Annotated in this window: 32 protein-coding genes; 10 read left to right on the forward strand and 22 right to left on the reverse strand. The window is 74.1% G+C overall.

Going from position 1 to position 25725, the window contains the following annotated elements:
• Nucleotides 1-34 precede the first annotated feature (34 nt).
• The 4 genes from E1O70_RS05980 to E1O70_RS05995 all read right to left on the reverse strand — a co-directional run bounded on the left by E1O70_RS05980 (nucleotide 35) and on the right by E1O70_RS05995 (nucleotide 2840).
• Complete coding sequence (locus E1O70_RS05980) at nucleotides 35-1132, reverse strand: HigA family addiction module antitoxin (protein ID WP_061269225.1); 1098 nt, start codon at nucleotides 1130-1132, stop codon at nucleotides 35-37.
• A 17-nt stretch (nucleotides 1133-1149) separates the two neighbouring features.
• On the reverse strand, nucleotides 1150-1455 hold the full coding sequence (locus E1O70_RS05985) for a type II toxin-antitoxin system RelE/ParE family toxin (RefSeq protein ID WP_205688617.1): 306 nt from the start codon (nucleotides 1453-1455) through the stop codon (nucleotides 1150-1152).
• Between the two features lie 429 nt (nucleotides 1456-1884).
• Nucleotides 1885-2073: a hypothetical protein gene (locus E1O70_RS05990; RefSeq protein WP_061269223.1), complete on the reverse strand. Its 189-nt coding sequence runs from the start codon at nucleotides 2071-2073 to the stop codon at nucleotides 1885-1887.
• Nucleotides 2074-2591: 518 nt separating this feature from the next.
• Nucleotides 2592-2840 (reverse strand): helix-turn-helix domain-containing protein, encoded by a 249-nt coding sequence (locus tag E1O70_RS05995; protein ID WP_082774810.1) that lies wholly within the window; start codon nucleotides 2838-2840, stop codon nucleotides 2592-2594.
• Between the two features lie 182 nt (nucleotides 2841-3022).
• Here E1O70_RS05995 and E1O70_RS06000 point away from each other — a divergent pair, with 182 nt between their 5' ends.
• On the forward strand, nucleotides 3023-3571 hold the full coding sequence (locus E1O70_RS06000; protein WP_128957655.1) for a hypothetical protein: 549 nt from the start codon (nucleotides 3023-3025) through the stop codon (nucleotides 3569-3571).
• Between the two features lie 46 nt (nucleotides 3572-3617).
• On the opposite strand, the gene E1O70_RS06005 is transcribed toward E1O70_RS06000, so the two are convergent.
• On the reverse strand, nucleotides 3618-4184 hold the full coding sequence (locus tag E1O70_RS06005) for a recombinase family protein (RefSeq protein ID WP_061269220.1): 567 nt from the start codon (nucleotides 4182-4184) through the stop codon (nucleotides 3618-3620).
• Between the two features lie 215 nt (nucleotides 4185-4399).
• Here E1O70_RS06005 and E1O70_RS06010 point away from each other — a divergent pair, with 215 nt between their 5' ends.
• Nucleotides 4400-4930 carry a DUF2306 domain-containing protein gene (locus tag E1O70_RS06010; protein WP_024841847.1) on the forward strand — a complete coding sequence of 177 codons (531 nt, stop codon included), beginning with the start codon at nucleotides 4400-4402 and terminating at the stop codon, nucleotides 4928-4930.
• A 15-nt stretch (nucleotides 4931-4945) separates the two neighbouring features.
• Here the strand turns inward: E1O70_RS06010 and E1O70_RS06015 are convergent, their stop codons facing one another.
• The 4 genes from E1O70_RS06015 to E1O70_RS20355 all read right to left on the reverse strand — a co-directional run bounded on the left by E1O70_RS06015 (nucleotide 4946) and on the right by E1O70_RS20355 (nucleotide 7204).
• On the reverse strand, nucleotides 4946-5257 hold the full coding sequence (locus E1O70_RS06015; protein ID WP_024841848.1) for a DF family (seleno)protein: 312 nt from the start codon (nucleotides 5255-5257) through the stop codon (nucleotides 4946-4948).
• A gap of 38 nt (nucleotides 5258-5295) precedes the next feature.
• Nucleotides 5296-5907, reverse strand: coding sequence for a cadmium resistance transporter (locus E1O70_RS06020; protein WP_024841849.1), 612 nt, complete (start codon nucleotides 5905-5907; stop codon nucleotides 5296-5298).
• Nucleotides 5901-6266, reverse strand: coding sequence for an ArsR/SmtB family transcription factor (locus E1O70_RS06025; protein ID WP_085951391.1), 366 nt, complete (start codon nucleotides 6264-6266; stop codon nucleotides 5901-5903). The genes E1O70_RS06020 and E1O70_RS06025 overlap by 7 nt, the downstream gene beginning before the upstream one ends.
• A 422-nt stretch (nucleotides 6267-6688) precedes the next feature.
• Complete coding sequence (locus E1O70_RS20355) at nucleotides 6689-7204, reverse strand: mycothiol transferase (RefSeq protein WP_021483452.1); 516 nt, start codon at nucleotides 7202-7204, stop codon at nucleotides 6689-6691.
• Between the two features lie 232 nt (nucleotides 7205-7436).
• Between E1O70_RS20355 and E1O70_RS06035 the strand changes: the two genes are divergently transcribed.
• The 6 genes from E1O70_RS06035 to E1O70_RS06060 are packed head-to-tail and all read left to right on the forward strand — an operon-like array spanning nucleotide 7437 to nucleotide 14265.
• Nucleotides 7437-8675, forward strand: a complete 1239-nt coding sequence (locus tag E1O70_RS06035; protein WP_061268412.1) for a PP2C family protein-serine/threonine phosphatase — start codon at nucleotides 7437-7439, stop codon at nucleotides 8673-8675.
• A complete protein-coding gene (locus E1O70_RS06040; protein ID WP_061268411.1) occupies nucleotides 8672-10687 on the forward strand; it encodes a glycosyltransferase family 2 protein in 2016 nt (671 codons plus the stop codon). Before E1O70_RS06035 ends, E1O70_RS06040 begins: the two co-directional genes overlap by 4 nt.
• Nucleotides 10684-11019 carry an STAS domain-containing protein gene (locus E1O70_RS06045; RefSeq protein WP_034650954.1) on the forward strand — a complete coding sequence of 112 codons (336 nt, stop codon included), beginning with the start codon at nucleotides 10684-10686 and terminating at the stop codon, nucleotides 11017-11019. The genes E1O70_RS06040 and E1O70_RS06045 overlap by 4 nt, the downstream gene beginning before the upstream one ends.
• Nucleotides 11020-11026: 7 nt before the next feature.
• Nucleotides 11027-11473, forward strand: coding sequence for an ATP-binding protein (locus tag E1O70_RS06050; protein ID WP_061268410.1), 447 nt, complete (start codon nucleotides 11027-11029; stop codon nucleotides 11471-11473).
• A gap of 57 nt (nucleotides 11474-11530) precedes the next feature.
• Nucleotides 11531-13402 (forward strand): cation:proton antiporter, encoded by a 1872-nt coding sequence (locus tag E1O70_RS06055; protein ID WP_061268409.1) that lies wholly within the window; start codon nucleotides 11531-11533, stop codon nucleotides 13400-13402.
• 47 nt (nucleotides 13403-13449) lie between these two features.
• A complete protein-coding gene (locus E1O70_RS06060) occupies nucleotides 13450-14265 on the forward strand; it encodes a MerR family transcriptional regulator (RefSeq protein WP_061268408.1) in 816 nt (271 codons plus the stop codon).
• A 2-nt stretch (nucleotides 14266-14267) separates the two neighbouring features.
• Here the strand turns inward: E1O70_RS06060 and E1O70_RS19855 are convergent, their stop codons facing one another.
• The 5 genes from E1O70_RS19855 to E1O70_RS20365 form a co-directional block, all read right to left on the reverse strand.
• Nucleotides 14268-14438, reverse strand: a complete 171-nt coding sequence (locus E1O70_RS19855; RefSeq protein WP_156186415.1) for a hypothetical protein — start codon at nucleotides 14436-14438, stop codon at nucleotides 14268-14270.
• A gap of 85 nt (nucleotides 14439-14523) precedes the next feature.
• Nucleotides 14524-15642 (reverse strand): glycosyltransferase family 2 protein, encoded by a 1119-nt coding sequence (locus E1O70_RS06065; RefSeq protein ID WP_061268407.1) that lies wholly within the window; start codon nucleotides 15640-15642, stop codon nucleotides 14524-14526.
• 175 nt (nucleotides 15643-15817) lie between these two features.
• Entirely contained in the window at nucleotides 15818-16537 is a 720-nt protein-coding gene (locus E1O70_RS06070; RefSeq protein WP_061268406.1) for an anti-sigma factor family protein, read from the reverse strand.
• Entirely contained in the window at nucleotides 16534-17040 is a 507-nt protein-coding gene (locus E1O70_RS20360; RefSeq protein ID WP_269467723.1) for a sigma-70 family RNA polymerase sigma factor, read from the reverse strand. The genes E1O70_RS06070 and E1O70_RS20360 overlap by 4 nt, the downstream gene beginning before the upstream one ends.
• A gap of 20 nt (nucleotides 17041-17060) precedes the next feature.
• Nucleotides 17061-17747 (reverse strand): YceI family protein, encoded by a 687-nt coding sequence (locus E1O70_RS20365; protein ID WP_061268405.1) that lies wholly within the window; start codon nucleotides 17745-17747, stop codon nucleotides 17061-17063.
• Nucleotides 17748-17987: 240 nt separating this feature from the next.
• Here E1O70_RS20365 and E1O70_RS06080 point away from each other — a divergent pair, with 240 nt between their 5' ends.
• A complete protein-coding gene (locus E1O70_RS06080; protein WP_061268404.1) occupies nucleotides 17988-18539 on the forward strand; it encodes a COG4315 family predicted lipoprotein in 552 nt (183 codons plus the stop codon).
• 76 nt (nucleotides 18540-18615) lie between these two features.
• Here the strand turns inward: E1O70_RS06080 and E1O70_RS06085 are convergent, their stop codons facing one another.
• The 8 genes from E1O70_RS06085 to E1O70_RS06120 all read right to left on the reverse strand — a co-directional run bounded on the left by E1O70_RS06085 (nucleotide 18616) and on the right by E1O70_RS06120 (nucleotide 25042).
• Nucleotides 18616-19029 (reverse strand): VOC family protein, encoded by a 414-nt coding sequence (locus E1O70_RS06085; RefSeq protein ID WP_076403994.1) that lies wholly within the window; start codon nucleotides 19027-19029, stop codon nucleotides 18616-18618.
• Between the two features lie 3 nt (nucleotides 19030-19032).
• Nucleotides 19033-19815 carry a deoxyribonuclease IV gene (locus tag E1O70_RS06090; RefSeq protein WP_061268403.1) on the reverse strand — a complete coding sequence of 261 codons (783 nt, stop codon included), beginning with the start codon at nucleotides 19813-19815 and terminating at the stop codon, nucleotides 19033-19035.
• Between the two features lie 43 nt (nucleotides 19816-19858).
• Nucleotides 19859-20107, reverse strand: coding sequence for a hypothetical protein (locus E1O70_RS06095; protein WP_061268402.1), 249 nt, complete (start codon nucleotides 20105-20107; stop codon nucleotides 19859-19861).
• A 246-nt stretch (nucleotides 20108-20353) separates the two neighbouring features.
• Nucleotides 20354-21490: an RDD family protein gene (locus E1O70_RS06100; protein WP_167496858.1), complete on the reverse strand. Its 1137-nt coding sequence runs from the start codon at nucleotides 21488-21490 to the stop codon at nucleotides 20354-20356.
• Nucleotides 21491-21628: 138 nt separating this feature from the next.
• The gene (locus E1O70_RS06105) at nucleotides 21629-21964 is read right to left on the reverse strand and encodes a YnfA family protein (protein WP_043658574.1); all 336 of its coding nucleotides are present in this window, start codon (nucleotides 21962-21964) and stop codon (nucleotides 21629-21631) included.
• Nucleotides 21965-21989: 25 nt separating this feature from the next.
• On the reverse strand, nucleotides 21990-22625 hold the full coding sequence (locus tag E1O70_RS06110) for a sugar O-acetyltransferase (protein WP_061268400.1): 636 nt from the start codon (nucleotides 22623-22625) through the stop codon (nucleotides 21990-21992).
• 145 nt (nucleotides 22626-22770) lie between these two features.
• Entirely contained in the window at nucleotides 22771-23496 is a 726-nt protein-coding gene (locus tag E1O70_RS06115) for a HEAT repeat domain-containing protein (RefSeq protein WP_061268399.1), read from the reverse strand.
• Between the two features lie 109 nt (nucleotides 23497-23605).
• Complete coding sequence (locus E1O70_RS06120) at nucleotides 23606-25042, reverse strand: NAD(P)/FAD-dependent oxidoreductase (protein WP_128957653.1); 1437 nt, start codon at nucleotides 25040-25042, stop codon at nucleotides 23606-23608.
• Between the two features lie 191 nt (nucleotides 25043-25233).
• On the opposite strand from E1O70_RS06120, the gene E1O70_RS06125 reads away from it, so the two are divergent.
• Entirely contained in the window at nucleotides 25234-25695 is a 462-nt protein-coding gene (locus E1O70_RS06125; RefSeq protein ID WP_061268397.1) for an Lrp/AsnC family transcriptional regulator, read from the forward strand.
• The last annotated feature ends 30 nt before the right edge of the window (nucleotides 25696-25725 follow it).

A 25725-nucleotide genomic window follows, 5' to 3' on the forward strand; every position in this document is an offset into this window, starting at 1 on the left:
CTCCTCTGGTCTGGAACGCGTTAACGCACCGGCCCTAGCCAGCGCCCAGGACGCCAACGTCTACGCACAGTTTGTTGCCGTACGCATAATCAAGGAGCCGGGCACGATGCATCTGGTGAACAGCGACACCCGGAGAGACGCCCACACGGGCGGCAGTAGACCGGATGTCATTGTCCCAGCTCAAGCCCTTGAACGGTGTCAACCCATCAGCGCCGAACAGGGTGTCCATCGCGAACTTGTTCGCCGCCTTCTCGGCGACGCTGTTTCGCTTCTTCTCCGTGCTGTACTCCACGTGGACGTCGCCGCGCGGATCGTTCAGTACGTGCCCGATCTCGTGGAACAACGTCCAGATGACAAATCCGTCTTTCTGTCGTCGCCCAGACTGCTGAATCACCGGCACGCGCTTGTCTATCCAACGAGTTACCCCGTACAGGGGCAGCTTCTTCGGTGCTGGTGTCAGCATGAAGGCGACGCCAGCTTTGCTGAGAATGTGGCTCAGGTCGGACAGCATTGACTCGTCTGGGTGGGCAGCCCGTGCGCGTAGCTCTGGCAGCAACGACCGAAGGGCATCCTCGTCGTACTTGGTGTGCCGCGCGAGCTCGAACCTCTCGTCACGTTCTGCGGCGCACAACCAGGTGGACAGGAGCGTCGTGTCCAGACCGGACTTGCTCTCGACGAGTGCCGCCAGGGCGAACTCGCCCGAGGACTCTGCGGCCATGCGCTGCTCGTACGCGCCCCAGGTTCCGCACCGGTGGAAGGACAAGAAATCTGAGACGAGCAGTCCAGGGTCGCGTTTGGTCGCCCGCGTCGCGCCGACCTGACGCAGGTAGGAAGCGGCCTGGGGGTGAATCTGGTCGGCGTGCTGCGCGAGGCCTTCCTCGTCGCGTAGGCGCTGGAGGTCGGCACGGTAAAGGGCCTCGTAGCGCAACCAGGCGTCGACTGGGATGCCGGTGAGGCGGGCAAGCCTGGACGCGGTGTCAGCGGTGATGGGGGCGTGGCCGTTGACGACCTCGTTGACCTGCTTGCGGGAGTACCCCAGGCGTGAGGCTGCCTGGCCCTGCGTCATGTTCTCGTCGTCCAGCCACTCCTCTAGGAACGCGCCTGGGGCGACTGCGTAGTTGGTGGTAGCCACGTCTACGGCCCCTTCCTCTAGTGGTAGTCCACCCCGGCGGCGATCACTGTGACCGTCACCGAGTCGGGACCTGGTTCGTCGCCCTCTGGGCGCACGATGATGCGGTGGTTGCGGCTGACACGCCCTGACCATGTTCCCGCCCGGTCGCCAGTGAGCTGGTGCCAGTGGCCCCCCGGGTCTTGGTCTGGCAGGGCACCGACGTTAGGTGCCGCCTCGAGGGCCTTGATCCGCAGAGGGAGCTTGGCGGCGATGTCGGCTCGCTTCTTCTTCATCTCCTTCTCGTCGGTGCACAGTCGCTTGAGCGACTCGTTGTCGTACGCCACCTGCATCCTGTCACCGATCTCGTTACAGCGTAACCGCGTCTGGAGGTTGGATCTTCCCACATCCGTGGGGATCGTGTGGTGATTCCGGTCGCCGAGACGCCGCCGCCAGGGTTTCGCGCTCGTCTATGGCTACGACATACTTCGAACGGGTGTTCGATAGGCTGGTGTCGTGGGTACTCGTCGACGCCCGCCTCCGGGTGGCTGGCCGTCTGGCATCGAGACCGTGCCGATGCGCGACCACGCCGAAGAGGCGCCTGAGCTCGCGCGCCGCGGCGTGACGATCAGCGCCAGAGCGGTGAGGCTCGCGTCGACGGTGAGGCCGTCGCATGGGCCGGCCGCCAGGTCCACGTGCGCTACCTGTCCCCCAACGGACGCGAGGGATGGGTCTGGCTGTGGGCCGACGCCGTCGAGAGGCGCTGAGGACGCCGCCTACCGGTGCTCGTCAGCGCGCCCTTCGACCCGGATGCCGATGAGCCGCTCGCCGTCCCGCACCTGCTCGTCGAGCAGGGCGCGCGCCACCTCGTAGGTCGCGGCGTCCACCGTGACCTCGCGCACGGGACCGTCGGCGCGCTGGCCGGGCTCGGGGACGAGCTGGTACGTGCCGTGGACGATTACCACTGCGCTCCTTCACATGGTCGCGACGATTATCGTCGCACCATGACAGCACCCGTCATCGTGCCGACACGGCTTCTCGAGGTCCGAGGTCGGTCGTCGGATGGCCCGCGCTGCGGAACGTGGGGCATGTTCTGCACCGAGCGCTTGACCGTAGATTTCTGCGTGGGGCAGCGTTCGCGCCATGCAGGTACTACCCCTTCTCACTTGCCCGAACAGCCAGAAACACGCCGACCCGTACCAGGTGGCGAGAGCAGAGCTTGTTACGCCCCATGCCCCGGCCGTCTACCGGTCCGAGTTCCGCAGCGGAGCGACCAGTGCTCGCAGCGTTCCTACGGTCTCCCCGAAGCCGGCGAGCGGCACCTTTCGCTGCCTCACCTGCGGACGCGAGTTTGACTCGGAGGTCGCCGACTAGCGACCCATGTCGCGGGTACGGCTCATCGTCAGCAGGCCAGGCCGCATGCGTGGTCGGGGCGCCTCGAACTCGGCCGCGAGCTGCGACGGGGTCATGCCGCCCGTCGTCATCAATCCCCCTTAGACACGCGCCGCGCACCACGGCCACGTCGCGGCGTCCCCGTGCGGTCGAGGCTTCGGCGCACCGCCGTCTGCGTGCGCCCGGTCAGTTCCCCGATTTCGCGGAGCGAGCGCCCGGCCGTGTACTGCTCGGCCACGAACCGGTCGAGCCGGTTTCGCTCGACCGGGATGTCTCGGTGCTTCGCGTCGTCGCGGAACTGCGGCAGCACCTCGAGCACGGGACGCGACGGGTAGACCACGGGCCAGACCGTAGCCGAAGGCCGCTCGCGAGAGCCCGCAGTCCACAGATCCATGGGCTCGGTGCCAGAGCCTGCGGCTGTCAGTCCGCGAATGCTGGAACGATGCACCGGTGATCGAAAATCCTCGAACGGCGATGCTCGCTGGCATTGGCGCTGTCGCTATGGACAGTGCGTACGCGTCCATGGCGCTGCAGCAGGTCGCCGAGTCCGTCACCGGCACGGGCTTGGTGCACTTCACCCTTCAGGACATGACGCTTGGGTCGCAGGTCAAGCAGGTCAAGACCTGGGTGAGCAAGGCGGGCACGAACGAGTGGATCGAGCACCCACCGGTCCATGACGGCACGCGCGAGATGCTCCTCTCCGCCCTGGGCGACCTCTCCTGGCTCGTGTCGCTGCGGAACCGCGTGGTGCACGACGTCTGGGAGGCGGTCCCCACAGACGAGCAGCCAGATGCCATCCGCGGCAGCGCCGCCGCTCGATGGGGCTCGCGTTCCGATGTGGAGACGACCGTGGCTTCCCTGCGTCTGCTCGCCGGCACGCTCTACCTATCCGCGTGCTTCTTGAGCCACGCCGGCGCGGCATTGGTCCAGCTTCGCGAGCAGAGCGACGACAGATACTCGCGGACGCACGAGATGAGTGAGACCGAGCGCTATCACCGTGAGCTGAGGGATCGTGCGGAAGCCATGCGGGCCGGGACGCTGACGGGGTGGCGGTGGCCAAAGGGCCGCTGACCTCTCCCGCGCGTCCCAGGGCAGGCCGCCGACGGCGCGACGACGTCTACGTGACCGAGGGGAGGTGCCGGTAAAGGGTGTCCCGGGAGACGCCCAGCGCCCGAGCGACAGCGGCGCGGGACTGTCCGCCGGCGAGCGCGACGCGCGCGGCAGCGATGCGGTCGGGCGTCATGACGGTGGGGCGGCCGCCGACGCGGCCGCGGGCGCGGGCGGCCGCGAGGCCGTCGAGGGTGCGCTCTCGCGCCAGGTCGGCTTCCATCTGCGCGACGGCGGCGAGCACGTGCACCATGAGGCGTCCGGCCGCGCTCGAGGTGTCGAGCGTCTCCGACAGTGACCGGAGCGTGACGCCGCGCTCGTCGAGGTCGCGCACCAGCCGAGCAACGTGCGCGGCCGAGCGGCCGAGCCGGTCCAGCTTCGTCACGACGAGGGTGTCCCCCTCGCACAGCTGCGCGAGGACCCGCGCGAGCTCGGGGCGGTCCTCGCGGCGCCCGGAGGCCTTCTCCACGACGACGTCGCGGACGTCGACGCCGCCGGCGCTCGTGAGCGCGTCGACCTGGGCGTCGAGGTTCTGCGCCGTGGTGGAGACCCGGGCGTACCCGTAGACGTGTGCCATGGCGGCGACGGTAGCGAAAACCCTCGGGTCACGTTCTGCGACACCGTGGGTTTCCGGACACTAGTTCTGCGGCATGTTCTCTCGGCGTGTCGCGGCGGCGGCCGCGGTGTCCGAGAAACGGTCGGTTCTGCGGCGTCGGACAACCTTGTGGGAAGTGACCAAAGACGTGGCGAGGGTGAGACGCTGAGGCGACCGGGGGCGCTCGGACGCCGGAGGTGACCGTGATCGACATTCCAGGGCTACCGGAGCCGGACGCGGGCCCGGTGTTCGATCTTGCGCTGCTGGTGCACGTCGCCGCGGGGGTGACGTCGGTCCTTGCGGGGTTGGTCGCGATGCTCGCGCGCAAGGGCGGGCGGTGGCACGTCGCGGCAGGGCGAGTCTTCCTCGGCGGGATCGTCGCCCTCTTCGGGTCGATGGTCGTCATGGTGGTGATCCGCTGGCCCGCCACGGTCCATCTGGCCGTGCTCGGAGGTGTCGCCCTGGCCGCCGTGCTGCTTGGCTGGCGCAACCGGCGCCGTGGCGGCAGCGACGGTGCGCACATCGCGTGGATGGGTCTGGCGTACATCGCGATGCTGACGGCGTTCTACGTCGACAACGGACCACACCTGCCGGTGTGGGAACGGCTGCCCGCCTGGTCGTTCTGGTTCCTGCCCGCCGCGATCGGGACACCGCTCACGATCTGGGCGATGCGACGACACCGCCCACACCACCCGACAGCCTCGCGCGAACCCGCACCGACACCGTAGGTCGGTCGAGCTCAGTCAGCGCGCGGCCCGGGCCGCGACAGCCGCGGCAAGCGCCTCGTCGTCAGGAACACCGCGCAAACCTGCGCTCGTGGGATAGACGCGGCACGCCACACCAGGACGAGCCCCGGGCACGGGGAACACGTCCTGCCCGTCGACGTGGAACGACGGCGACCCGTGGAAGCCATACCTCTGGGCCTGGTCGTCGTCCGCGATGACCACGGTCGCGATCGGCACGTTCACCCCGACCCGGTCCAGGACCCGGCGCAGCACGTCCCGGGCGGGTGCCTCATTCGGACACGCGTCGACGACCAGGAGCTCAACCTTCACCGGTCCATCATCTCTCGCCGGCGCCGTTGCTGCCGCGCTCACAGCAGCGAGGCGATGTGGGCCAGGGTGCCGGACTCGATGAGGATGAACACGCCGAGGCCGATGAACACCACCGGCACGAGCCAGTGCTCGACCTTCTCCAGCCCTTCGGTCACCTTCTCGTTCGTGCCGATCGCGCGCGCGAGCAGGCACCACAGCGCGAGCAGGACGAGGAACACCGCGATCGTGACCAGGGCGTCGGTGGTGGAGATGGTGCGGAACACCGGGGTGTAGATCGCGATGTTGTCCCCGCCGTTGGCGATCGTGATGCCCGCGACGCCGAGCAGCCCGACGGCCTTGAGCGCGGACTCGGCCTCGTCGTCGTCGTCCTTGCCGCGCAGCGTGCGCACCAGGGCCAGCACACCGATCGCGAGCGGGATCAGACCGAGCAGGCCCACCCACTCGTCCGGCACGATCGTCAGGCCGAGCGCAGCCAGGAAGCTCACCGCGATCAAGGTGACCAGGCCCAGGTACTGCCCTGCCACGATCTGCCACCCGCGCAGCCGCGACGTCCCACGCGCGGCGACCGCGAACAGGACCGTCAGGACCACGATGTCGTCGAGGTTGGTCGCGACGAACAACCCGACCGCGGCCGCGATCGTGCTCAGCACGCCGACACCTGCCCGTCCACGCCGTACGTCGGGCACAGCGCGACCGCGCTGCCCGTTGCCGCGAGCAGCGTCTCCGCGGCCGCGAGCATGTCCAGCAGCTCCGGGCGGGCCAGCGAGTAGAACACCCGCCGGCCCTCCATGCGCCCGGCCACCAGGCCGCAGTCCTTCAAGCACGCCACGTGCGAGGACACCGTCGACTGCGCCAGCCCCAGATCAGCCGTCAGTTCCGCGACGCGCGCCTCCCCGACCGCGAGCCGGCGCACGATCGCCAATCGCGCCGGGTCACCCAACGACCGAAACAACGCGACCGCTGGCTCAACATCGGCCGTGGTCGCGGCGCACACCTCAGGTTCTATGATCGACACAGGACGATAATAACCGGTCGCTGACGATCAACGCCGGGTTGCCGCAGCACGCCGTCAGCGCGGCTCGCGAGCACGCCGCGCCCCTGTGCGCCCCTACGGAGCGGCCGTGCGCAGAACCCACCGTTTGCCGTACGTCGCAGAACCCTCTTCTCGGACGCCCGACAAACGGTCGTTTTCCGCCATCTGTACGGCCGCGCTGTACACCCACGTCATACTCGGCGGATGGCGTACGAGCGATCGCCCGCACACCGATTCAACCCTTGTCGAGGTCCGATGCGGCCTTGGGTGTTGCTAGTTCGTTCGAGAATGTTGCTCGCGAGCGTCTTGCCCGCCTGGGACAGAGCGGGCTTCGATGGCTTTCGCAGACTTCGCCATGACCTGATTTCCCGCGCCTCGCTCGTCGATCCCGCGCTGCGTCAGGCGCGCCCGGTGCGCTCGAGCACGCCGCGGAGGTACGCGGCCTGGCCCGCGTGCTCGAGGGCGTCCACCGCGACGCTCACGAGCCGGACGCCCAGCGTCACGGGCGGGTCCCACGCCTCGTCGACGACCCGGTCGAGGTCGTCGGCGGTGAGGGACGCGAGCACGTCGCGGGACTCGACCTGGACCGCGTGGACGTAGCCGAGCAGCAGGTCGTCGCGCGCGCGGACGCGCGCGACGTCGTCGGCCGACTGCCCGTAGCCGGTCGCGCCGTCGTCGAACGGCAGGTCGAACCGGCGGGCCCACCCGTCGCGCGTCCACACCTGGTCCCGCCCGACGGCGCCCGCGACCTGGGCGTCCTGCCCGCGCGCGAGGTGCCACGCGAGCCACGCGATCGTGTTGGCGCCCGGGTCGACGCGCGCGGTGAGCGCGTCCTCGCCGAGGCCGTCGACCGCGCGCGTCGCGGTCGGCCCGATCCTCCCGAACAGGTCCTCCAGCACGGTGATCGCGTCCACGGTCCTCCCTCTCCTCGGGTGCCCGGCGGTTCGTCGCCTCTGGCAGCGTCTCCGGACCGCGGGACGCTCGCGACCGGGAGCGGCCTCAGGTCGACACGCATCGCGGCGCGCACGGGCGAAGGTCCAGGTCCCAGACGTGCAGACGGCCTCCTGCCCCTGCGGCGCGCAGCACTCCGTGATAGATGTCAGGAGGTCGCGTCTCGACGCAGGGGACGAGCAGGGGGAAGAGACTTTGACGACGACCGACGCGCTCCAGGACGAGCGCACGCGGGTCCTGGCGCTCCAGCGGCTCGGGGTGCTCGACAGCTCGCCCGAGGAACGGTTCGACCGCGTGACGCGGCTCGCGCAGCGCCTGTTCGGCGTCCCGACGGTGAGCATCACGCTCGTGGACGCGGACCGGCAGTGGCGCAAGGCCTTCGTCGGCCTCGACGGCCCGGTCGCGCAGCGCGAGGGGGCGTTCTGCGACGTGACGATCCGTGCGGACCGCACGCTCGTCGTCGAGGACGCGGCGCAGGACGCCACGTTCGCCGACAACCCCTTCGTGGTCGGCGACCCGCACCTGCGGTTCTACGCCGGGCACCCCATCGCGGCGCCGGGCGGCGAGCTGGTCGGCACGCTGTGCGTCATCGACACCCGGCCGCGCCGGTTCGACGACGCCGACCGCTCCCTGCTGCGCGACCTCGCGCTGTGGGTCCAGGGGGAGCTCCAGCACGACGTCGAGCTCGACCGGGCGGGCGCGGTGCAGCGCGGGCTGCTCCCGCGCCGCGCCCCGGAGCTCGAGGGCTACCGGGTGGCCGCGCGGTGCCTGCCGGCCCGCGGCGTCGGGGGCGACTTCTACGACTGGACGACGACGGCCGACGGCGCCGGGTTCGTCGTCGCGGACGTCATGGGCAAGGGCATGCCCGCCGCGATCGTGGCGGCGTCGGCACGCGCCGCGCTGCGGCCCGCGCTCCGGTCGCCGTCGCTCGCGGCGGGCGTCGAGACCGCCGACGACCTGCTCGCCCCGGACCTGGAGGAGGTCGGGTCGTTCGTCACCGCCTGGTGCGCCACGGTCGAGCGGGACAGCGGCCGGCTGGCGTACGTCGACGCGGGGCACGGCCTGGCGAGCGTGCTGCGGCCCGACGGCGGCATCCACCGCCTGGAGGCGGACGGCCTGCCGCTCGGCGTCGCGCCGGGCACCGCGCGGGTCGTCCACCACGTGACCCTCGACCCGGGCGACCGCCTCGTCGTCGTGAGCGACGGGCTCGTCGACCTGCTCGCCGACCTCGGGGTCCCGGGCGGGGACCCGCGCCTCCTCGACCCGGACGTCCCGCTGCCCGTCCCGGACGGGCCGGCCCTCGCGCGTGCCGCGCGCGAGGTCCGGCAGGCCGGGGACGCCGCGGCGACGCTCGACGTGCTGGTCGGGCTCGCCGAGGGGCGGTACGTCGGGGACGACCTCACGGTCCTCGTGGTCGAGCGGGTCGCGGGATGAGGGGCTCCGCGCGGCGGCTCGTGCTGATCCGCGTGCTCGTCGTGCTGGCGCTGGTCACGGGCGTCAACTACGTCGCCTGGCGGTGGCTCGAATCCGTGGCGTGGTCGCACTGGTGGATCGCCGTCCCGCTCGTGCTGGCCGAGACGTACAGCCTCGTGGACACCGCCCTCTTCGGCGTGACGATGTGGCGCCTGCGCGAGCGGGGCGAGCCGCCGCCCGCCCCGGAGGGCGTCACGGTCGACGTCTTCGTCACGACGTACGACGAGCCCGAGGAGCTCGTCCTCGCGACCGCCCGCGCGGCCCGGGCCATCCGGTACCCGCACCGCACGTGGATCCTCGACGACGGCGCGCGCGAGAGCATGCGGGCCGCCGCCGCGGAGGCGGGCGTCGGGTACCTCACGCGCAGCGCGAGCTGGGCGGGCAAGCCGCGGCACGCGAAGGCCGGCAACCTCAACAACGCGCTGTTCCAGACGGACGGCGAGCTGCTGCTCGTGCTCGACGCCGACCAGGTGCCCGACCCGGCGATCCTCGACCGGACGGTCGGGTACTTCGCCGCCGACGAGCGCGTCGCGATCGTCCAGACCCCGCAGTGGTTCGTCAACGTCGACGACGCCGACCCCCTCGGGAGCCAGGCGCCGCTCTTCTACGGGCCGATCCAGCAGGGGAAGGACGGGTGGAACGCCGCGTTCTTCTGCGGCTCCAACGCGGTGCTGCGGCGCGAGGCGCTCATGCAGCTGGGCGTCGTCGGGTACGTGCGGGGCGTGACGGTCGGCGTGCGGCGCGCGCTGCGCACCGCGGGCTCGGTGCTCGCCCGGGCGGCGCGCTCGCCGGAGGCGGCCGACCCGGCGGTACGGACCGCCGTCGAGCGGCTGCGCGCGGAGGCCGACGAGGCCCGCCGCGCCCTCGCGGCGGGGGAGCCCGCCGCCGACGTCACCTACCGGTTCCAGCGCCGCGTCGACGAGGCGTCGCGCAGCGTCGTCGCCGGCCAGGTGGAGGCGCTGCGGGCGGAGCTGGCGACGGTGGAGCCCGAGCTCGTGTCCGGCGGCCCGCTCCAGGTCGACGAGGAGATCGGCCAGCTCGTCGTCGACGAGGAGGCGCTCGACCGGCTCGCGCGGCGCGACCTCTCGCCCCTCGTCGCGGTCGAGGCGGTGCGCCGCCTCGCGGACGCGGTCGACGTCGGGCGCAGCGACGAGGCGCAGGCCGTCATGCCGATGGCGACGATCTCCGTCACCGAGGACATGGCCACCGCGATGCGGCTGCACGCGCTCGGCTGGCGGTCGGTCTACCACCACGAGGTGCTGGCCCACGGGCTGGCGCCCGAGGACATGCCGACGATGCTCCAGCAGCGCCTGCGCTGGGCGCAGGGCACGGTGCAGGTGATGCTCCGGGAGAACCCGCTCACGCTGCGCGGGCTGCGCGTGGGGCAGCGGCTCATGTACTTCGCGACGATGTGGAGCTACCTCGCGGGCTTCGCCGCCCTCGCGTACCTCGCGGCGCCCATGGTGTACCTGTGCTTCGGCATCCTCCCGGTCCAGGCGTTCGGGACGGACTTCTTCGTGCGCTTCGTGCCGTACTTCGTGCTCAACCAGCTCTTGTTCCTCGTCGTGGCGCGCGGGGTGCGGACCTGGCGGGGGCAGCAGTACTCGCTCGCGCTCTTCCCGGTGTGGATCCGGGCCTGCTGGACGGCGTTCGCGAACGTCGTCCTCGGCCGCCCGCTCGGGTTCGTCGTGACGCCCAAGACGCGGACCGGCGAGCACCGGCCGGCCTGGCGCACCATCTGGCCCCAGCTCACGGCCATGGTGCTGCTCGTGGTCTCGGCCGTCGTCGGCACGGTGCGCCTCGTCGCGTTCGACGCCGACCTCGGCGCGACCCTCGTCACCCTCGCCTGGGTGGCGTACGACCTCGCGGTGCTCGGGGTGCTCGTCCCCGCCGCGCGGTACTCCGGCCCGCGCCCGCCGCGCGAGCCCGTGCCGGAGACGACGATGACCGGACGACGGACGGAGGACCAGTGAAGCTCGACGTGACACCGCTCGAGGAGACGGGGGCGGTGATCGTGCCGCGGGGGCGGCTCACGCTCACCACGGCACCCCAGCTGCGCGACGCGGTCGCCGACCTCGTCGAGGCGGGCCGGACCCGGCTCGTCGTCGACCTCGGGAGCCTCGAGTTCGTCGACTCCTCGGGCCTCGGCGCCCTCGTCGGCGGGCTGCGCACGACGCGCGCCGCCGGCGGAGACCTGCGGCTCGCGAACGCCGCGCCCTCCGTGGCGACGGTCCTGCGGCTCACCAACCTCGACCGCGTGCTGCGCGTGCACGACGACGCGGCGAGCGCGTTCGCCGACGGGTGACCCCCGCGTGACCCCGCCGGACGACGCCCCGCTCGTCGTGCTGAGCGCGACCGCGTCCCCGCCGTGGCTCGACGCCCTCCCGGACGCGTTCGCCGCGCTCTGGGGCCAGGCGCCGTGGGTGCCCGCCGACGACCGGCTCGCCGTCGAGCTCGCCACGACGGAGATCGCCGCGAACATCGTGCGGCACTCGCCCGCACCCGAGACGGTCGAGGTCCGGGCCGAGCTCGACGCCGGGGCGGGACGCGTCGTCGTCGTGCTGCGCGACACCGCGCCCGCCGCCGACGTCGACCTCGACCGCACCATGCCGCCCCCCGAGGCCGAGTCCGGGCGCGGGCTCGCGCTCGCGCGGGCGTGCGTCGACCGGCTCGAGCACCGCTGGGTCGCGGGGACCTCCGGCAACGAGTGGCGCCTCGAACGCCGCGTGCGCACCGCCGGAGGCGGCCCCGGCGGCTAGCGTGGGGGCGTCCCGCGCGCGCCGACCCGGGCGCGGCGCCGGTAGCCGGAGGTGCAGATGGAGTTCCCGTTCAGCCTGACCGAGGAGCAGATCCTCTCCCTCATCGTCGTCGGGACGCTCGCGGTCGTCGCGATCGTCGGGGTCAACGCCTTGGCGCCGAAGGCGGGCGTGGCCGCGCCTCTCGTGCTCGTCGCGGTCGGCGTCGTCGTGAGCTTCGTGCCCGCCGTCCCCGAGATCGAGTTCGAGCCCGAGTGGATCCTCGCCGGGATCCTGCCGCCGCTGCTCTACTCGGCGGCCGTCGGCCTGCCCACGATGGACTTCCGGCGGGACTTCACCGCGATCAGCGGTCTGTCGGTCGTGCTCGTCCTGCTCAGCACCGCGCTCCTCGGCTACCTCTTCACGTGGCTCATCCCCGGCATCCCGCTCGCGGCGGGCTTCGCGCTCGGCGCCATCGTCAGCCCGACCGACGCCGTCGCGACGTCCATCGTCAAACGGCTCGGCGCGTCACCCCGCGTCGTCACGCTGCTCGAGGGCGAGAGCCTGCTCAACGACGCGTCCGCCCTCGTCCTCCTGCGCTCCGCCATCGCCGGGATCGGGATCGCCGTCGCGACCGGGGAGTCCGCCACCCGCGTGTCGCTGTGGTCGGTCGCGGGCGACTTCGTGTTCGCCGTCGTCGTGGCCGTGCTCGTCGGGTTCCTCGTCGGGTTCCTCGGCCTCTTCGTCCGGCGCCGCCTCGCCAACCCCGCGCTGAGCACCGCGGTGTCCTTCGTCGTGCCGTTCCTCGCCTACCTGCCGTCGGAGGAGCTCGGCGCGTCGGGCCTCGTCGCCGTCGTCACCGCGGGCCTCGTCACCGGCAACGGCGCCGCCAAGTACCTGCGCCCCCAGCACCGGCTCGCCGAGGAGTCGAACTGGCGGACCGTCGAGCTCCTGCTCGAGGGCACCGTCTTCCTCCTCATGGGGCTCGAGCTGTTCGCGCTCGTCACCGACGTGCAGGAGGCCCACGGCAGCCTGTGGCGCGCGGTCGGCGTGGCGGCGCTCGCGGCCGTCGTCATCCTCGTCGTGCGCTCCGCGTACGTCGCGACGCTCCTGCGGTCGCTCGCGCGGCGCGCGCGGCGGGGAGAGTCGATGCGCGGCGTCATCGCGGGCATGCAGGAGAAGCTCGACGCGCGCTTCGCGGCCGACGGCACGCCCGTCACGCCGGCCACGCCGCCCCCGGCCAGGCCGGCGCCCGGGACCCCGGAGCGACGCGGCGCGGAGATGGTCGCCAAGGCGCCCCCGGAGCGGGTGGGCCGGCTGCGGTCGTCGCTGCGTCGTCGTGCGGCCGACATCGACTACCTGACGGCCGAGCGGCTCGGGTGGCGCGAGGGCACGCTCCTCGTGTGGGCGGGCATGCGCGGCGTCGTGACGCTCGCCGCGGCGCAGACGCTCCCGCTCGACACCCCGCAGCGCTCGTTCCTCGTGCTCGTTGCCTTCGGGGTCGCGGCCGGGACGCTCGTCGTGCAGGGCGGCACGCTCCCGTGGGTCGTGCGCCGGCTCGGCCTCTCGGGCGGCTCCACGCGCGCCGACGAGGACCGCGGCGCCGTGCGCGCCGAGCTCGACGGCGCGGCCGTGGCCGTGATCGACGCGCCCGACCTCCGCCGCGCCGACGGCACCACCTACGACGGTGCCGTCGTCGCCCGCGTGCGCCGTGACGTCGTGCGCGAGCTGGAGAACCGCGACACCGACGCCGCGACGTCGGCCGACCTGTTCGCGCAGTACAAGGAGCTGCGGCTCCGGGCGATCGCCGCGCAGCGCGTCGCGCTGCTCGACGCGCGCACGTCCGGCGCGTACAGCTCGCAGGCGCTGCGGCACGCGCTCGACCTGCTGGACGCCGAGCAGATCGACCTCGAGCTCCGCCGCGGGCCCTACGTGCCCGGCGACGACGACTGAGCCGACCCCTTGCGGCTGCCCCAGGGGAAGGCCCTAGCGTCGCGGGCATGGACGAGTACACGACGGGTCAGGTGGCGCGCGCGACGGGGCTGAGCGAGAAGGCCGTCCGGATGTACGTCGACCGCGGGCTCCTCGACGCGCGCCGCACCTCCGCGGACGGCCCGCGGCTGCTCGACGGCGGCCAGGTGGAGCGCGCCCGCCTCGTCCGGCTCCTGCGGGGCGTCGGGCTGTCGCTCGCCGAGGTGGGCGACGTGCTCGCCGCCCCCGACCCGGTCCCCGCGTTCGACGCCGTGTGGAGCGACCGCCGCTCGGCGCTCGCGGCGTCGCTGACGGCGGCGGAGTACGTCCGGTCCGCGCTCGTCGGCGCGCCACGGCTGGACGTCGTGGTGCACCGACGGCACGTGCCGGAGCGGCTCGTGCTCGGGACGGAGCGCCGCGCGACGCTCGCCGAGCTGCCGTCCGTGCTCCCCGAGGCGACCGGAGCGGTCTTCGCCGTGCTGCGCGCCGCCGACGTGCCCCTCGCCGGCCACCCCTACGTCGAGCTCCACGAGCGCGCGACCGAGGGGTACGCCGCCCGCCTCACGCTCCGGGTGCCCGTCCCCGCGCCCGTGCGGCCGCCGTCGGGCTTCGCCCTCACGACGGACGACGCGCACGAGGAGGCGTACGTCGCGCTGACGGCCGCGGAGGCCCGCGACCAGGAGCGCCTGGTGCTCGTGCACGACTACCTGGCGTCCGGGCGGGCGCTCGCGGGCGGTGCGCCCGCGGGAGACGACCGGGAGGTCTACCTGCCGACCTGGGAGGCGGGCGGTCCCGGCCCGGTGATGGAGGTCGCCGTGCCGGTCGCGCCCGCCCCCGGTCCCTGAGGTCAGGCCTGCTCAGCGCGGCGGGCGGCGGCCCGACGGCGCAGGACGCGCGCCGTCGTGACGAGCGCGAGGCCGGCGACGAGGAGCGTCCAGGCCGCGACGACGTGGAACGCGGTCGCGACGCCGGTCACGGCGAGGACGGGGGCGGTCTGGGCGAGGGTCGAGTTGTACATGGCTGCTGTCCTTCCGGGACGGGTGAGGGCATGCCGAGGACGTCCCGGTCGCGTGCGCGGCGGGGCGGGTCGGCGGGGGTGAGGGTCAGGCGGTGGCGGCGACGTGGTTCCACGTCGTCTGGCGCCGCGTGACGAACAGCGCTGCGGCGTGCAGGAACGCGCGCTGCAGGGCGAGGTCGTAGAGGAGCTCCGGCAGCACGAGCGCGGCCAGCAGCCGCGCGCGCCGCCCGGCGCCCCAGACGGTGACGAGGCGCTCCGCGGCGAACACGAGCCCGACGGCCGCCCACAGCGGGGACAGCGTGAAGGTCCCCGTCACGAGGGTGACGGCCGTGAGGAGCAGGTAGGCCGCCATCATGAGCGTGCCGACGGCGAGCATCACCTGCTGGCCGACGTAGCGCCACGTGGTGCGCGTGAGGCCGTACTCGGCGAGGTTGTCGAGCATCCCCTTGTACCAGCGGACGCGCTGCCGATGCAGATCGCCTGCCGTCGGCATGAGCTCGGTCGTGCAGCTCATGGTGACGGGGGAGCGCAGCTCGTGGCCGAGCGTGCGCAGCGCGAGGGTGAGCTCGGAGTCCTCGGTGATCGCGTGCCGGTCGTACACGTCGCCGCGCTCGCCGGGGAGGACCGAGCCGCGGGCGTCGGCGACCTCCTGGAGCGCGGTGCGGCGCACGAGCGCGGCGGTCCCGGTGAGCACGGCCGTGCGGCCGGTGAGGTCCACCTGCACGCCGTAGCGCGTGTACTCGTTGGCCTGGCAGTGCTGCAGGTAGCCCTGCGGCGGCCGACCGCGGAACACGCCGCCGACCGCGGCGACCTCGGGCTCCGAGGCGAGCACGGCGAGCCCTTCCTCGACGAAGGTGGGGGCGATCGTGGTGTCCGCGTCGAGGACCATGACGACGTCCTCCGTCGTGGTCGCGATCGCCTGGTTGAGCGCCCCCGCCTTGCGGGCCGTGTTGCCCACGGTCTCCATGACGTCCGCGCCGGCGGCGCGGGCGACCGCGACGGTCGCGTCCGTGCTGTTGTCCGAGACGACGAGCACCCGGTCGGGGCGGCGCGTCTGGGCCGCGAGCGAGGCGACGGTGGCGGGGAGCGCCTGCTCCTCGTCGTGGGCGGGGATGACGACGACGACGCGCACGGCGGCCCCGTCCGCGGGACGGGCGGCCGCCTCGGCGCGGTGGCGGGGGGCGTGCGGGGCAGTGGTGTTCACCGGAGGCTCCAGGTCGACGAGTGCTGTCGACAAGGAGCCTCGGGCGGTCGCCTCAGCGTTCCCCCGGGGGTGGCGCAGCGGTCGGCGAGGTCTGGCTCAGCGTTCCGGAAATCTGATTGAGAGTTCAATCAGAGGAATTCTTGAGATTCGCGCCGCCCTCGCGGCGCGGACGCGGTCAGACGTCGGCGGCCGCGAGCGCGCCGTCCACCCCCACGACCCCGAGCTCGAGCCGCGCGATCCCGTCCACGGGCACCGCCGACGACGCGCCCAGGCCCGACGAGCTCCCCGCCTCCGTCGAGGACCACGTCGCCACGACCGAGCGCGTGCCGTCGTCGTCCACGAGCACGAGCTCGTACGTCGCGCCGTCCTCCCAGACCCCGGCCGGGTACGAGCACGACCAGTCGAGGCGCGTGCCCCACGAGGCCGGCGTGAGCGTGAGCTCGGCGCGCACGTCCGCGCCGCCGACCGGCTCGAGCGCGACCTGGGTCGTGCCGGACGTCGCGGGGGGTGGGACGTCGTCGGGCCGCGTCACCGCCGCGCCGCCCGCGGCGCCCGCGACGACCAGACCCACCGCCGCCACGGACAGGAGCGACCGCCGTCGGGTGCGGCGGCGCCGGGCGCTCGCGGCCACCACCGCGAGGGGCACGACGGCGCCCCCCGCCCCGCCGGACGCCTCGGCCGGGACGTCGGTGCGCGCGTCGTCCACGAGCGCGTCCGCGTGCTCGGCCGTGAGCATGCCGAGGATGCCCGGCATGCCCGCGAGCTCCGCGACGGCCTCGCGGCACGCCACGCACGTCGCGAGGTGCTGCTCGAACGCGCGCCGGTCGCGCGGGCTGAGCGCGCCCAGCACGTAGGCGGCGTCCCACTCGCGGTACGGGTCCGGGGTAGCGGTCATGACGAGACTCCCTTCTCCTGCAGCGCGAGCCTCAGCGCGCGGAGCGCGTAGTGCATGCGGGACTTCACCGTCCCGGGCGGGACGCCGTGCGCCGACGCCATCTCGGCCACGGAGCGCCCGTGGTAGTAGGCGTCGACGACGACCGCCCGGTGCTCGGGCGAGAGCGAGACCAGCGCGTCCGCGACGAGCCACGCGTCGAGCACGGCCTGGGTCGCGTCGGCCTCGCCGCGGTCGGGCACGTCGGCGCTCGCGAGCTCGCGGCGGTGGTGGGCGCTGCGCAGCTCGTCGACGACGAGGTTGCGCGCCACCGTGAAGAGCCACGCGCGCACCGAACCCTCCGGCCGCTCCAGCACCTCCGGGTGGCGCCACGCGCGCAGCAACGTCTCCTGCACCACGTCCTGCGCCTGCGCCGGGTCGTCGGTGAGGCGCGCGACGTAGCGCTCCAGCGCCGGCCCGTGCGCGGCGTGGACCGCCCGCAGCAGGTCGTCGGCGTCGGCGCGCACGCGCGGCACCTCCCCGTCGGTCACGACCCGGCCGACCGCACGAGGTCGAGGCCGAACTCGACGCTGCCCGCGTCGTCGACCGTGACGAACCCGAGGCTCGGCGCCTCCACGTCGAAGTCGGAGAACGTGATCGGCACGCTCCCGACGACCTGGACGCCGTCGGTGGTCGGGCCGACCTGCGCCTCGACCGTGACGGCCTGCGTCACGCCGTGGATCGTCAGGTCGCCCGCGAGCTCGACGTCGCCCGACCCGGTCGGCAGGTCCACGGGACCGGTCAGCTCGAACGTCGCGGTCGGGTACGTCCCGACCTCGAGCGCGTCGCCCCGGAAGTACGCGTCGCGCGGCGGCTCGTCGGTCGCGACGCTCGCCATGTCGACCTCGATCGTCGCCGCGGTGAGCGCGCCGTCCGCGACGGTGAACGACCCCGTGACCTCCTCGGTCCGGCCGGTCACCGTGACGTCCTCGCCCTGCAGCACCTCGTGCACGCGGTACCCCGCGTACGAGCCGTCCCCGACCGTCCACGCACCGGCCAGGTCCGCCGGGTCGAGCGCGGCGCCGTCGCCCGACGGCGCGTCGAGCGTCGGCTCCTCGGCCGCCGCGCGGTTGGACCAGTCCGCGTACAGGCCCGGGCCGAACGCGACGGCCGCACCGCCGAGCACCACGACACCGACGCCGACCCCCACGAGCACCTTCGTCCTCCTGCGCACGTCTGCCCCTTCCGATCATCCTCTGCGACTCCGTCACCTGGGAGACGAGGCAGCGCCCCGATCGGTTCACCCGGGCCCGTCGACGCTACGCGGCCGGGCGGTGGGCCCGACGGTCGGACGGGCCGCCGGACGGGCGTGCGGGCCGACGCGCGGGCGGGCCGGTGAACCTCGCGGCGCGCCGCGCCGTCGTGAGAGTAGGGGCCGTGCTCGCGACCCCGACCGTCCTTCCGAGGAGTCGACATGCGACGCACCCTGACCACCGGTGTCCCGGCCGCCACCACGTGGGCCGTCACCGCCCTGCTCGCCGCCACCCTCGCCGGGTGCTCCGGCGGGGGAGGCGGCCTGTACGGGGGCGGTGGCTCCAGCCCGTCGAGCTCGACCTCCGACGGCTCGGCGGGCGACGGCTCGTCGGACGTCGCGCTCGGCACGGCGGACTCCTCGCTCGGGACCGTCGTGGTCGACGGCCAGGGCATGACCGTCTACTACTACGACAAGGACACGAAGGGCTCGGGCACGAGCGCGTGCGAGGGCGAGTGCGCCGCCGCGTGGCCCGCCGTCCACGCGGCGAGCGCGGACCCCGAGGTCGACGGCGTGACGGGCGAGGTCGGCACCATCACCGGGGTCGACGGCGAGCTCCAGGTCACCGTCGACGGCCGCCCGGTCTACACGTACGCGGCCGACACCGGCCCCGGCGACGTCACGGGCCAGGGGGTGAACGGCGTCTGGCACGTCGTGGCTCCCGACGGGACCGAGATCATGGACGCGGCCCCCGGCGCCGGGTCGGGCTACTGACCGGTGCGCCGGCGGGACGCGCGCGGGCTGGTCGTGCGGGGACCGGCCTCGCGCGGGTCGGCCCTGCGCAGGCCCCTCACGGGTGGTCGAGCGGCGGCGAGCTCAGGCAGAACGGGTGGCCCTCCGGGTCCGCGTAGACGCGGAACAGGTCGTCGGGGTGGCCCTCGTCCTCCGGCGTGCCCGTGAGCGGGCGCGCGCCGCAGGCGAGCGCGTGCTCGTGCGCCGCGTCGAGGTCGGGGACGTCGAGGTCGACGTGCACGCGCGCCCCGCCGGGCCAGGGTCGTACCTCGGCGTCGGAGCGCTGGAACGCGAGGCGGGACGCGCCGCCCGGGACCTGGAGCGAGAGCCAGTCGTCGCCCGCCGGGTCGGCGACCTCGTGGCCCGGCGTGTACGCCCAGCCGGTCAGGCGCCGGTAGAACTCCGCGAGCGCGCGCGGGTCGCGCGCATCGACGGTGACGTTGCGGAGCCGCAGCGGGCGCGGGTCTCCCACGGCTCAGCCGACCTGCTCGCGCAGCCACGCGACGTCGGCCGGGACGTCGGCGTGCGTCTCGCAGACGACCGACGTGCCCGCGGCGCGCACGACCCCGAGCAGGAGCTCCGGGTCGATCGTCCCGGCCGTGAGGCCGGCGTGGCGGTCCGCGCCGGAGCCCGCGGTGTCGCGGCTGTTGTTGAGGTGCACGAGGTCGACGCGGCCGGTGATCGCGCGCACGTCGTCGACCGCCGTCGTGAGGTCGATGCCGCCCGCCCAGGCGTGGCACGTGTCGAGGCAGAACCCGACGTTCCCGGCGCCGTCGGCCTGCTGCACGGCCGCCCACAGGCCCTCGATGCGGTCGAGGCGGCGGGCCATCGAGAAGTCGCCGCCGGCGGTGTTCTCGATGTAGACGGTGACGTCCGTCTGGAGGGCGTCGATCGCCTTGCGCCAGTTGTCGAAGCCCTTCGCCGGGTCCTCCTTCGCGGTGACGTGCCCGCCGTGGACCACGACGCCCGTCGCGCCGACCGCCGCCGCGCCGTCCACGATCTGCTGGAGCAGCTTGCGGCTCGGGATGCGGATGCGGTTGTTGGGGCTCGCGACGTTGATGACGTACGGCGCGTGCACGACGAGCTCGAGGTCCGCCGCCGTGGCGGCGTCCTTCAGGGCCTCCGCGCCGCCCGGGAACGTGAACTCCGGACCCTTCCACGACTGGGGGTCGCCGAGGAAGATCTGGGCGACGTCCGCGCCGATGCTCGCTGCCTGCGCGATGACGTCCGACTGGTCGAGGTGGGCTCCGATCCGCATGGGGACCAACCTACGCGGCGCCGCCCACGCGCGCGGCCGTTCGTCACCAGCCGGTCGAGCTCCTCCGGATGACGTCACGGCGCAGGTCGAGCAGCGCCGCGCGGGCGCGCCGCCGGCGGTCGGTCGGGTCGACCGTGAGCTCGTCGCCGGGGTTCGCCCGTCGGCGCGGCTCGCCGTGGACGTTGAGGTCGGGCGCGGAGCCGTGGTCGGCCGCGCGGTGCGCCGTCGTGGTCGTCGGGCCGGCCGACGTCGGGGCGGACGGTGCGGAGAAGAGCGGGCGGTTGTCCGGCACGGGAGCCTCCTCGGGGACTCCGTCGCGCGGGGCGGCGGAGGGTCGGGACGATGCTGGTGCGCCGGGCTCGCCGCCTGGCGCCCCCTCATCGTGCGACCGCGACGTTTCCCCCGGTCGTCCTGGACGTTTCGGCGATGTTGCGGTCCCACCCGGCCGTCGAGCACGGGGTTCCCGACCGCCCGAGCCCGATCCCGGTCGCCGACCCCGTGCTCGACGACGCCTGGGCGGGTGGGGGGCACTCCCGCGTCAGGACGGGCCGCGGGCTCCGCAGGTGGCGACCGTCTGCGGACCTTCCTCGCCGTCGACCACCACCGAGGCCTCCCAGCGCCAGCCCTGCGGCAGCAGGGCGACCGTCCCCGCCGGAACGTGGACGGTGTCGAGACCGGAACCGGGCGGTGTGGGGGCGACGGCCTCCCACGACACCCCGCCGTCCGGCGTCGGCTCCACGTGGAAGGGCGAGCGGAGCTCCGCGAGCTCGTCGCCCTGCCACGTCTCGAGGCGCAGGACGAGCGCGCCGTCCAGCGGGGCCGCGAGCGTGGGGCCCGGGAGGTCCAGGCCGAACCTCGCGTCGAACCCGGCGTCCGTGCCGGTCGCGGGCGGCAGGGGCGTCGTACGGGTCACGCCCCACCGCGTCGTGGTGCCCGCCGTCGACCAGCTCGACACCTGGACGTCGTCGACGAGCAGAGGCGCGGGGGCAGTCGTGGGCGGCGTGCACGACGACGTCCACACGTCCCCGCTGGTGGACGTGGCGGGGCCGAGCATGAAGAGGGCGCTGCCCGCCGCGAGGACCGTCGCCGCGCCGGTCACGACGCGCGACGGCGTCGGGCCGCCGAGACCGGTGCCCGGGCCGAGGAACGGGACGGGCGGTCGGACGCGCCGGAGCACGACGGTGCTGCACAGCGAGTCGGCGAACGTGCGGCGCTCCGCGTTCCACAGGGGGCGGAGGAAGCCGATGTAGAGCAGCGCGTCGAGGATGTGCGCCACGCTCCGCAGGATCGTGCGCACGAGGCCCGCAGGGCGACCCGTGGCGTCGTGCACGACGACGATCCCCACCGTCCGCTTGCCGGGCGTCGCGCCGGTCCAGGCCTGGAGGGCGAGGAACGCGGCCGCGGTGCCGAACGCCCACCAGCCCCCGCCGGGCACCGGTGCCTCCGTGCTCACGCCGAAGCTGATCGTCGGGATCCACGCGACCTCGTAGGCCGGCCCGACGGCGAGGAACAGCACCGTCGCGGCGATCGCGGTGTCGAGCAGCGACGCGACGACCCGGCGCGACCAGCTCGCGTAGGGGCCGTGCGCGGGTTCGAGCTCCGGCAGCGTGTCGTCGAGGTCTCCGGCTCCGACGGCGTGCGTCGGCCCCCTGCCGGTCGGGGCGTCGATGGCCACGCGCGCATCCTGGCACAGCGCGACCTCGGCGACCACACCCTTCCGCCGAGCACGACGTTGCTGTCGTCGTCCGACGGATAGCGACGGCAACGTCGTGCTCGGCCGGGGATGGGCAGGGGCGTGGGCGGGCGGACTCGGTCACTCGGGGCGCGGGGCGTACATGATGACGGCGACGCCGACGAGGCACAGCAGCGCGCCGGCCACGTCCCAGCGGTCCGGGCGGAAGCCGTCCACGACCATGCCCCACGCGAGCGAGCCGGCGACGAACACGCCGCCGTACGCGGCGAGGATGCGCCCGAAATTCGCGTCCGGCTGGAGCGTCGCGACGACGCCGTAGAGCCCGAGCGCGACGACCCCCGCCCCGATCCACAGCCAGCCCCGGTGCTCGCGCAGCCCCTGCCACACGAGCCACGCCCCGCCGATCTCGAGCAGGGCAGCGAGCACGAACAGCGGGATCGAGCGCGCGAGGTCCATGCGCGCCAGCGTAGGGGCGTGCTGCTCAGCGGGCGGTGCTTTCCGCGCGGTCCGCGGCGATCGCGCGGACGGGTCGGCACGGGTTCCCCACCGCGACGACGCCCGCGGGGATGTCCCGCGTGACCACGGACCCGGCGCCGATGATGCTGTCGTCGCCGATCGTCACGCCGGGCGTGATGGTGACCGAGCCGCCGATCCACACGTTGCTCCCGATCGTGACGGGCTCGGGGCGCTCCCAGCCCTCGCGGCGGCGGACGACGTCCTCGGCGTGGTTCGGCGTGTAGATCGAGCAGCGCGGGCCGATGAGGCAGTCCGGGCCGATCGTGACGAGGCCGCCGCCGATGACCATGAAGTCGGCGTTGATGAAGGTCCGCGCGCCGATCAGCAGCCGGTCGCCGTAGTCGATCGTCAGCGGCGGGCGGAAGTCGATCCCCTCCTCGGCGCCGGGGACGAGCCGGTGGAAGAGGCGGCGTGCCTCGTCGACGTCCTCGAAGTACACGCGCCCGATGCGGGCGCACGTCGCGTGCGCGTCGCGGGTCAGCTCCTGCAGCGCGGGCGACGTGCGGTAGCGCAGCCACCCGCCGGAGAGCAGGCTGCGGAGGTCCTCGTCCGTGGCGGCCAGCTCGGCCATCCTCGTCGTCGGCTCGGTCGTGCTGCTCATCGGACTCCCTCGTCGTTATTAGTATTTCGGTTAAACATATCGGCGCGCGCGAAGGGACGCAAGACTCCTCGGGCTCGACCTCTCTGGGCCGCCGTCGCCGGGCGGCCCCCGGAACGCCGTGACCGGGGCGGCTCCCGGCGCCCGGTCAGGACGTGCGGTCGAGGACGCGGCGCAGGCGCGCCTTCTTCTCGTTCTCGCGCACGACCCACGCCACGTCCGGGTCCGACGACCCGCGCAGCGCCGCGAACCGCGGCACGCCGGTGGCCGGGTCGCCGACGACGGCGACGCTCCAGCAGTACCCGAGAGCCTGGCGCAGCGTGCGCACGTCGGGGTCGCGGCGCGCGTCGGCGGGGAGCGCGCCGATCGAGGCGGTCGCGGCCGCGCACGCGTCCAGGGCGGCGGTCGCGGTCGCGGGGTCCCGCAGGAGGCGCGGCTCGCAGATCCCGGCGACGGCGGCGCGGCGGACCAGCGGGTCGGGGTCGGCGACCCACGTCGCGACGAGCGCGCGGAGCGTAGCGGGCTCGGCGTCGCCGATCCGTTGGAGCGCCGTCGCGGCGGCCTCACGGACGCGCCACGACCCGTCCGACGCGCGGGCGCGCACCCGGTCGGTCGGCTCCGCGCGCGCGTCGGCGGGGGCCTCGACGACGAGCCGGCCCAGCCCGCACGTCCCGCAGCACCGGAGGTACTCGTCGGGGTCGTCGGCCAGGGCGCGCACGAGCTCGGCGGGCGCGACGTCGGCGAACGCGCCCAGGAGCTCGAGGTTCGCGCGCGGGCCCGGCAGCCCCGATCCCGCGGTGAGGTGCGCGCGCACCGCCGCCGGGTCGCCGTCGAGCGCGCGCAGCGCGGACCGGTGCTCCTCTCGCACGGTCATGCCGACCACGCTAGGACGCGGCGCCCCCGCCCGACAGGGTCTTTCGGCCGGGCTCGGCCGGCCGCGATCCGCGAGCCGGGAGCCGTCCGAGGACGCCCGGCCGCCGGGCTCAGCGCAGCGGGTCGAACGCGCGGATCTCGTCGGGGGTCTCGCCGGTCGTCACGAGGTGGGCGAGCGCCCGGCCGGTCGCGGGCCCGAGCACCATGCCCCACATGCCGTGGCCGCCCGCGACGTAGACGCCGCGCGTGCGCGTCGCGCCGACGAGCGGCAGGCCGTCGGGCGTGACGGGGCGCGAGCCGACCCACTCGTCGTGCCGGTCGTCGAGGTCGACGCCCTGGAACAGGTGCCGCACGGACGCGAGGATCGCGTCGATCCGCCGAGGCTGGAGCGGCTCGTCCGGGCCGCGGAACTCCATGGTCCCCGCGATGCGGAACCGGCCCTGGTAGGGCGTGCACGCGACGCGGCGCGCGGGCAGGTAGATCGGTGTCTCGACGGGCTCGTCGGTCTTCACGGTGAACGAGTAGCCGCGTCCGGCCTGCACGCGCGTGCGCACGCCGAGCGGCGCCGCGAGCGAGGGCAGCCATGCCCCGGTCGCGAGCACGACGGCGTCGCCCCGCAGCACGACGCCCTCCTCGCGGTCGGCGGGGGAGCCAGCCGGGCGCGGCGCCCCGGCGTCCGGCCCGACGCCGTCGGTCACCCCGGGCCCGTCGCTCGCCCCGGCGCCCACGAGGGCAGGGTGCCGGGCGGCGTCGGGGTGCACGGCGCGCGCGAAGACGCACGCGCCGAGGCGGCCGGGCTCGACGTCGAGCACGTCGAGGCCGGTGAGGATGGTGCCGCCGCGGGCGCGCACGGAGTCGGCGAGCGCGTGGACGTACGGTCCGGGCTCGAGGAAGCGCTGGCCCTCGAGGGCGTAGACGGTGGAGACGCGCTCGGTGAGCTGGTGAGCGCGCTCCCCGGCCTCGACGCGCCGGACGGGGACGGTCTGCCCGGCGGCGGCGACGTGCTCCAGCTCGCGCAGGAAGGGCCGGGCCTCGCGGACGTGCTCGAACGCGACGGTGAACGGGCCGGGGGTCGTGCCGGCCTCGACGCCGTGGCCGAGGCTGCCGCCCGCGGCGAGCTCGTCGAACGCGTCGAGCGCGACGCGGTCGATCGGGGTGAGGGCCGCCATCGCGCGGTCCCAGCGGGCCTGCGTCGCGTGCGCCATGAAGCGCGCGAAGAACGTCCACAGGCGCGGGTCGAACCGCAGCGGGACGTGCAGGGGAGCGGCGGGGTCGAGGAGGGCGCGCGGCCCGTACGTCCACAGGGACGGGTCGGCGAGCGGCATCGCCATGCCGGGGGTGAGCCACCCGGCGTTGCCCCACGAGGAGCCCGCGGCGACGCCCTCGCGGTCGACGACGGTCACCTCGACGCCCTGCTCCTGGAGGTGCCACGCGGTGGCGAGCCCCACCATGCCGGCGCCGACGACGACGGCCGTGCGAGGGGCGCGGCCGGGGGGTGCCGACCGGGCGTCGCGAGAACGGGGACGGGGACGAGAGGTCGTGCTCACGCCGGGCTCCTTCGACCGACGCCCGCCCCGCGGGTGGCGAGGCGGGCGCGTGGCTGGTGTGCGGCGGGATGGTGCCGCACGACTCACAGCGTGGTGGATCCTTCGGCGTGCGGCAAGATGTGCCGAAGGATCATCGTCCCGGGCTGCTGCCGCCGCCGCGACGTTCGCCCGCTGACCAGGGGAGGCCCACCGTGCCGAAGGATCTTCGACCGTCCGCGCTGGACGACGTCGACCGCCGCATCCTCGACGTCCTCGCGACCGACGCGCGCGCCACGAACGCGGCGGTCGCTGCCCGCGTCGGCATCGCCGCCTCGACGTGCCACGCGCGCGTCCGGGCCCTCGTGGACCGCGGCGTGATCCGAGGCTTCCGGGCCGACGTCGACCCCGCGGCGCTCGGCCGGGGGCTCGAGGCGCTCATCGCGATCCGCCTCCAGGCCGGGGCGCGCAAGGGCCTGGAGGCGTTCCGCGACTACCTGCTGACGCTGCCCGACGTCGAGGGCGTCTTCTTCGTCACCGGCGACCGCGACTTCCTGCTGCACGTCGCGGTCGCCGACTCGGACGCGCTGCGCGACCTGGTGTCCCGGACGCTCAGCGTGCGCCCCGAGGTGGCCGGGACGAGCACGACGGTGATCTTCGAGCACGCGCGCCCCTGAGACCGCGCGCCCCTGAGACCGCGCGCCCCT

Origin of the sequence: Cellulosimicrobium funkei, assembly GCF_004519295.1 — a bacterium.
GTDB lineage: Bacteria > Actinomycetota > Actinomycetes > Actinomycetales > Cellulomonadaceae > Cellulosimicrobium > Cellulosimicrobium funkei.

What these genes read in the sequence shown, in the direction of transcription:
- E1O70_RS06090 (WP_061268403.1), bottom strand. Translation starts at nt 19,815, where the DNA reads ATGCGGATCGGAGCCCACCTCGACCAGTCGGACGTCATCGCGCAGGCA.
- E1O70_RS19855 (WP_156186415.1), bottom strand. Translation starts at nt 14,438, where the DNA reads ATGTACAACTCGACCCTCGCCCAGACCGCCCCCGTCCTCGCCGTGACC.
- E1O70_RS06000 (WP_128957655.1), top strand. Translation starts at nt 3,023, where the DNA reads ATGGCGCTGCAGCAGGTCGCCGAGTCCGTCACCGGCACGGGCTTGGTG.
- E1O70_RS06040 (WP_061268411.1), top strand. Translation starts at nt 8,672, where the DNA reads ATGAGGGGCTCCGCGCGGCGGCTCGTGCTGATCCGCGTGCTCGTCGTG.
- E1O70_RS06080 (WP_061268404.1), top strand. Translation starts at nt 17,988, where the DNA reads ATGCGACGCACCCTGACCACCGGTGTCCCGGCCGCCACCACGTGGGCC.
- E1O70_RS06055 (WP_061268409.1), top strand. Translation starts at nt 11,531, where the DNA reads ATGGAGTTCCCGTTCAGCCTGACCGAGGAGCAGATCCTCTCCCTCATC.
- E1O70_RS06110 (WP_061268400.1), bottom strand. Translation starts at nt 22,625, where the DNA reads ATGAGCAGCACGACCGAGCCGACGACGAGGATGGCCGAGCTGGCCGCC.
- E1O70_RS06060 (WP_061268408.1), top strand. Translation starts at nt 13,450, where the DNA reads ATGGACGAGTACACGACGGGTCAGGTGGCGCGCGCGACGGGGCTGAGC.
- E1O70_RS06105 (WP_043658574.1), bottom strand. Translation starts at nt 21,964, where the DNA reads ATGGACCTCGCGCGCTCGATCCCGCTGTTCGTGCTCGCTGCCCTGCTC.
- E1O70_RS06115 (WP_061268399.1), bottom strand. Translation starts at nt 23,496, where the DNA reads ATGACCGTGCGAGAGGAGCACCGGTCCGCGCTGCGCGCGCTCGACGGC.
- E1O70_RS06070 (WP_061268406.1), bottom strand. Translation starts at nt 16,537, where the DNA reads ATGACCGCTACCCCGGACCCGTACCGCGAGTGGGACGCCGCCTACGTG.
- E1O70_RS06005 (WP_061269220.1), bottom strand. Translation starts at nt 4,184, where the DNA reads ATGGCACACGTCTACGGGTACGCCCGGGTCTCCACCACGGCGCAGAAC.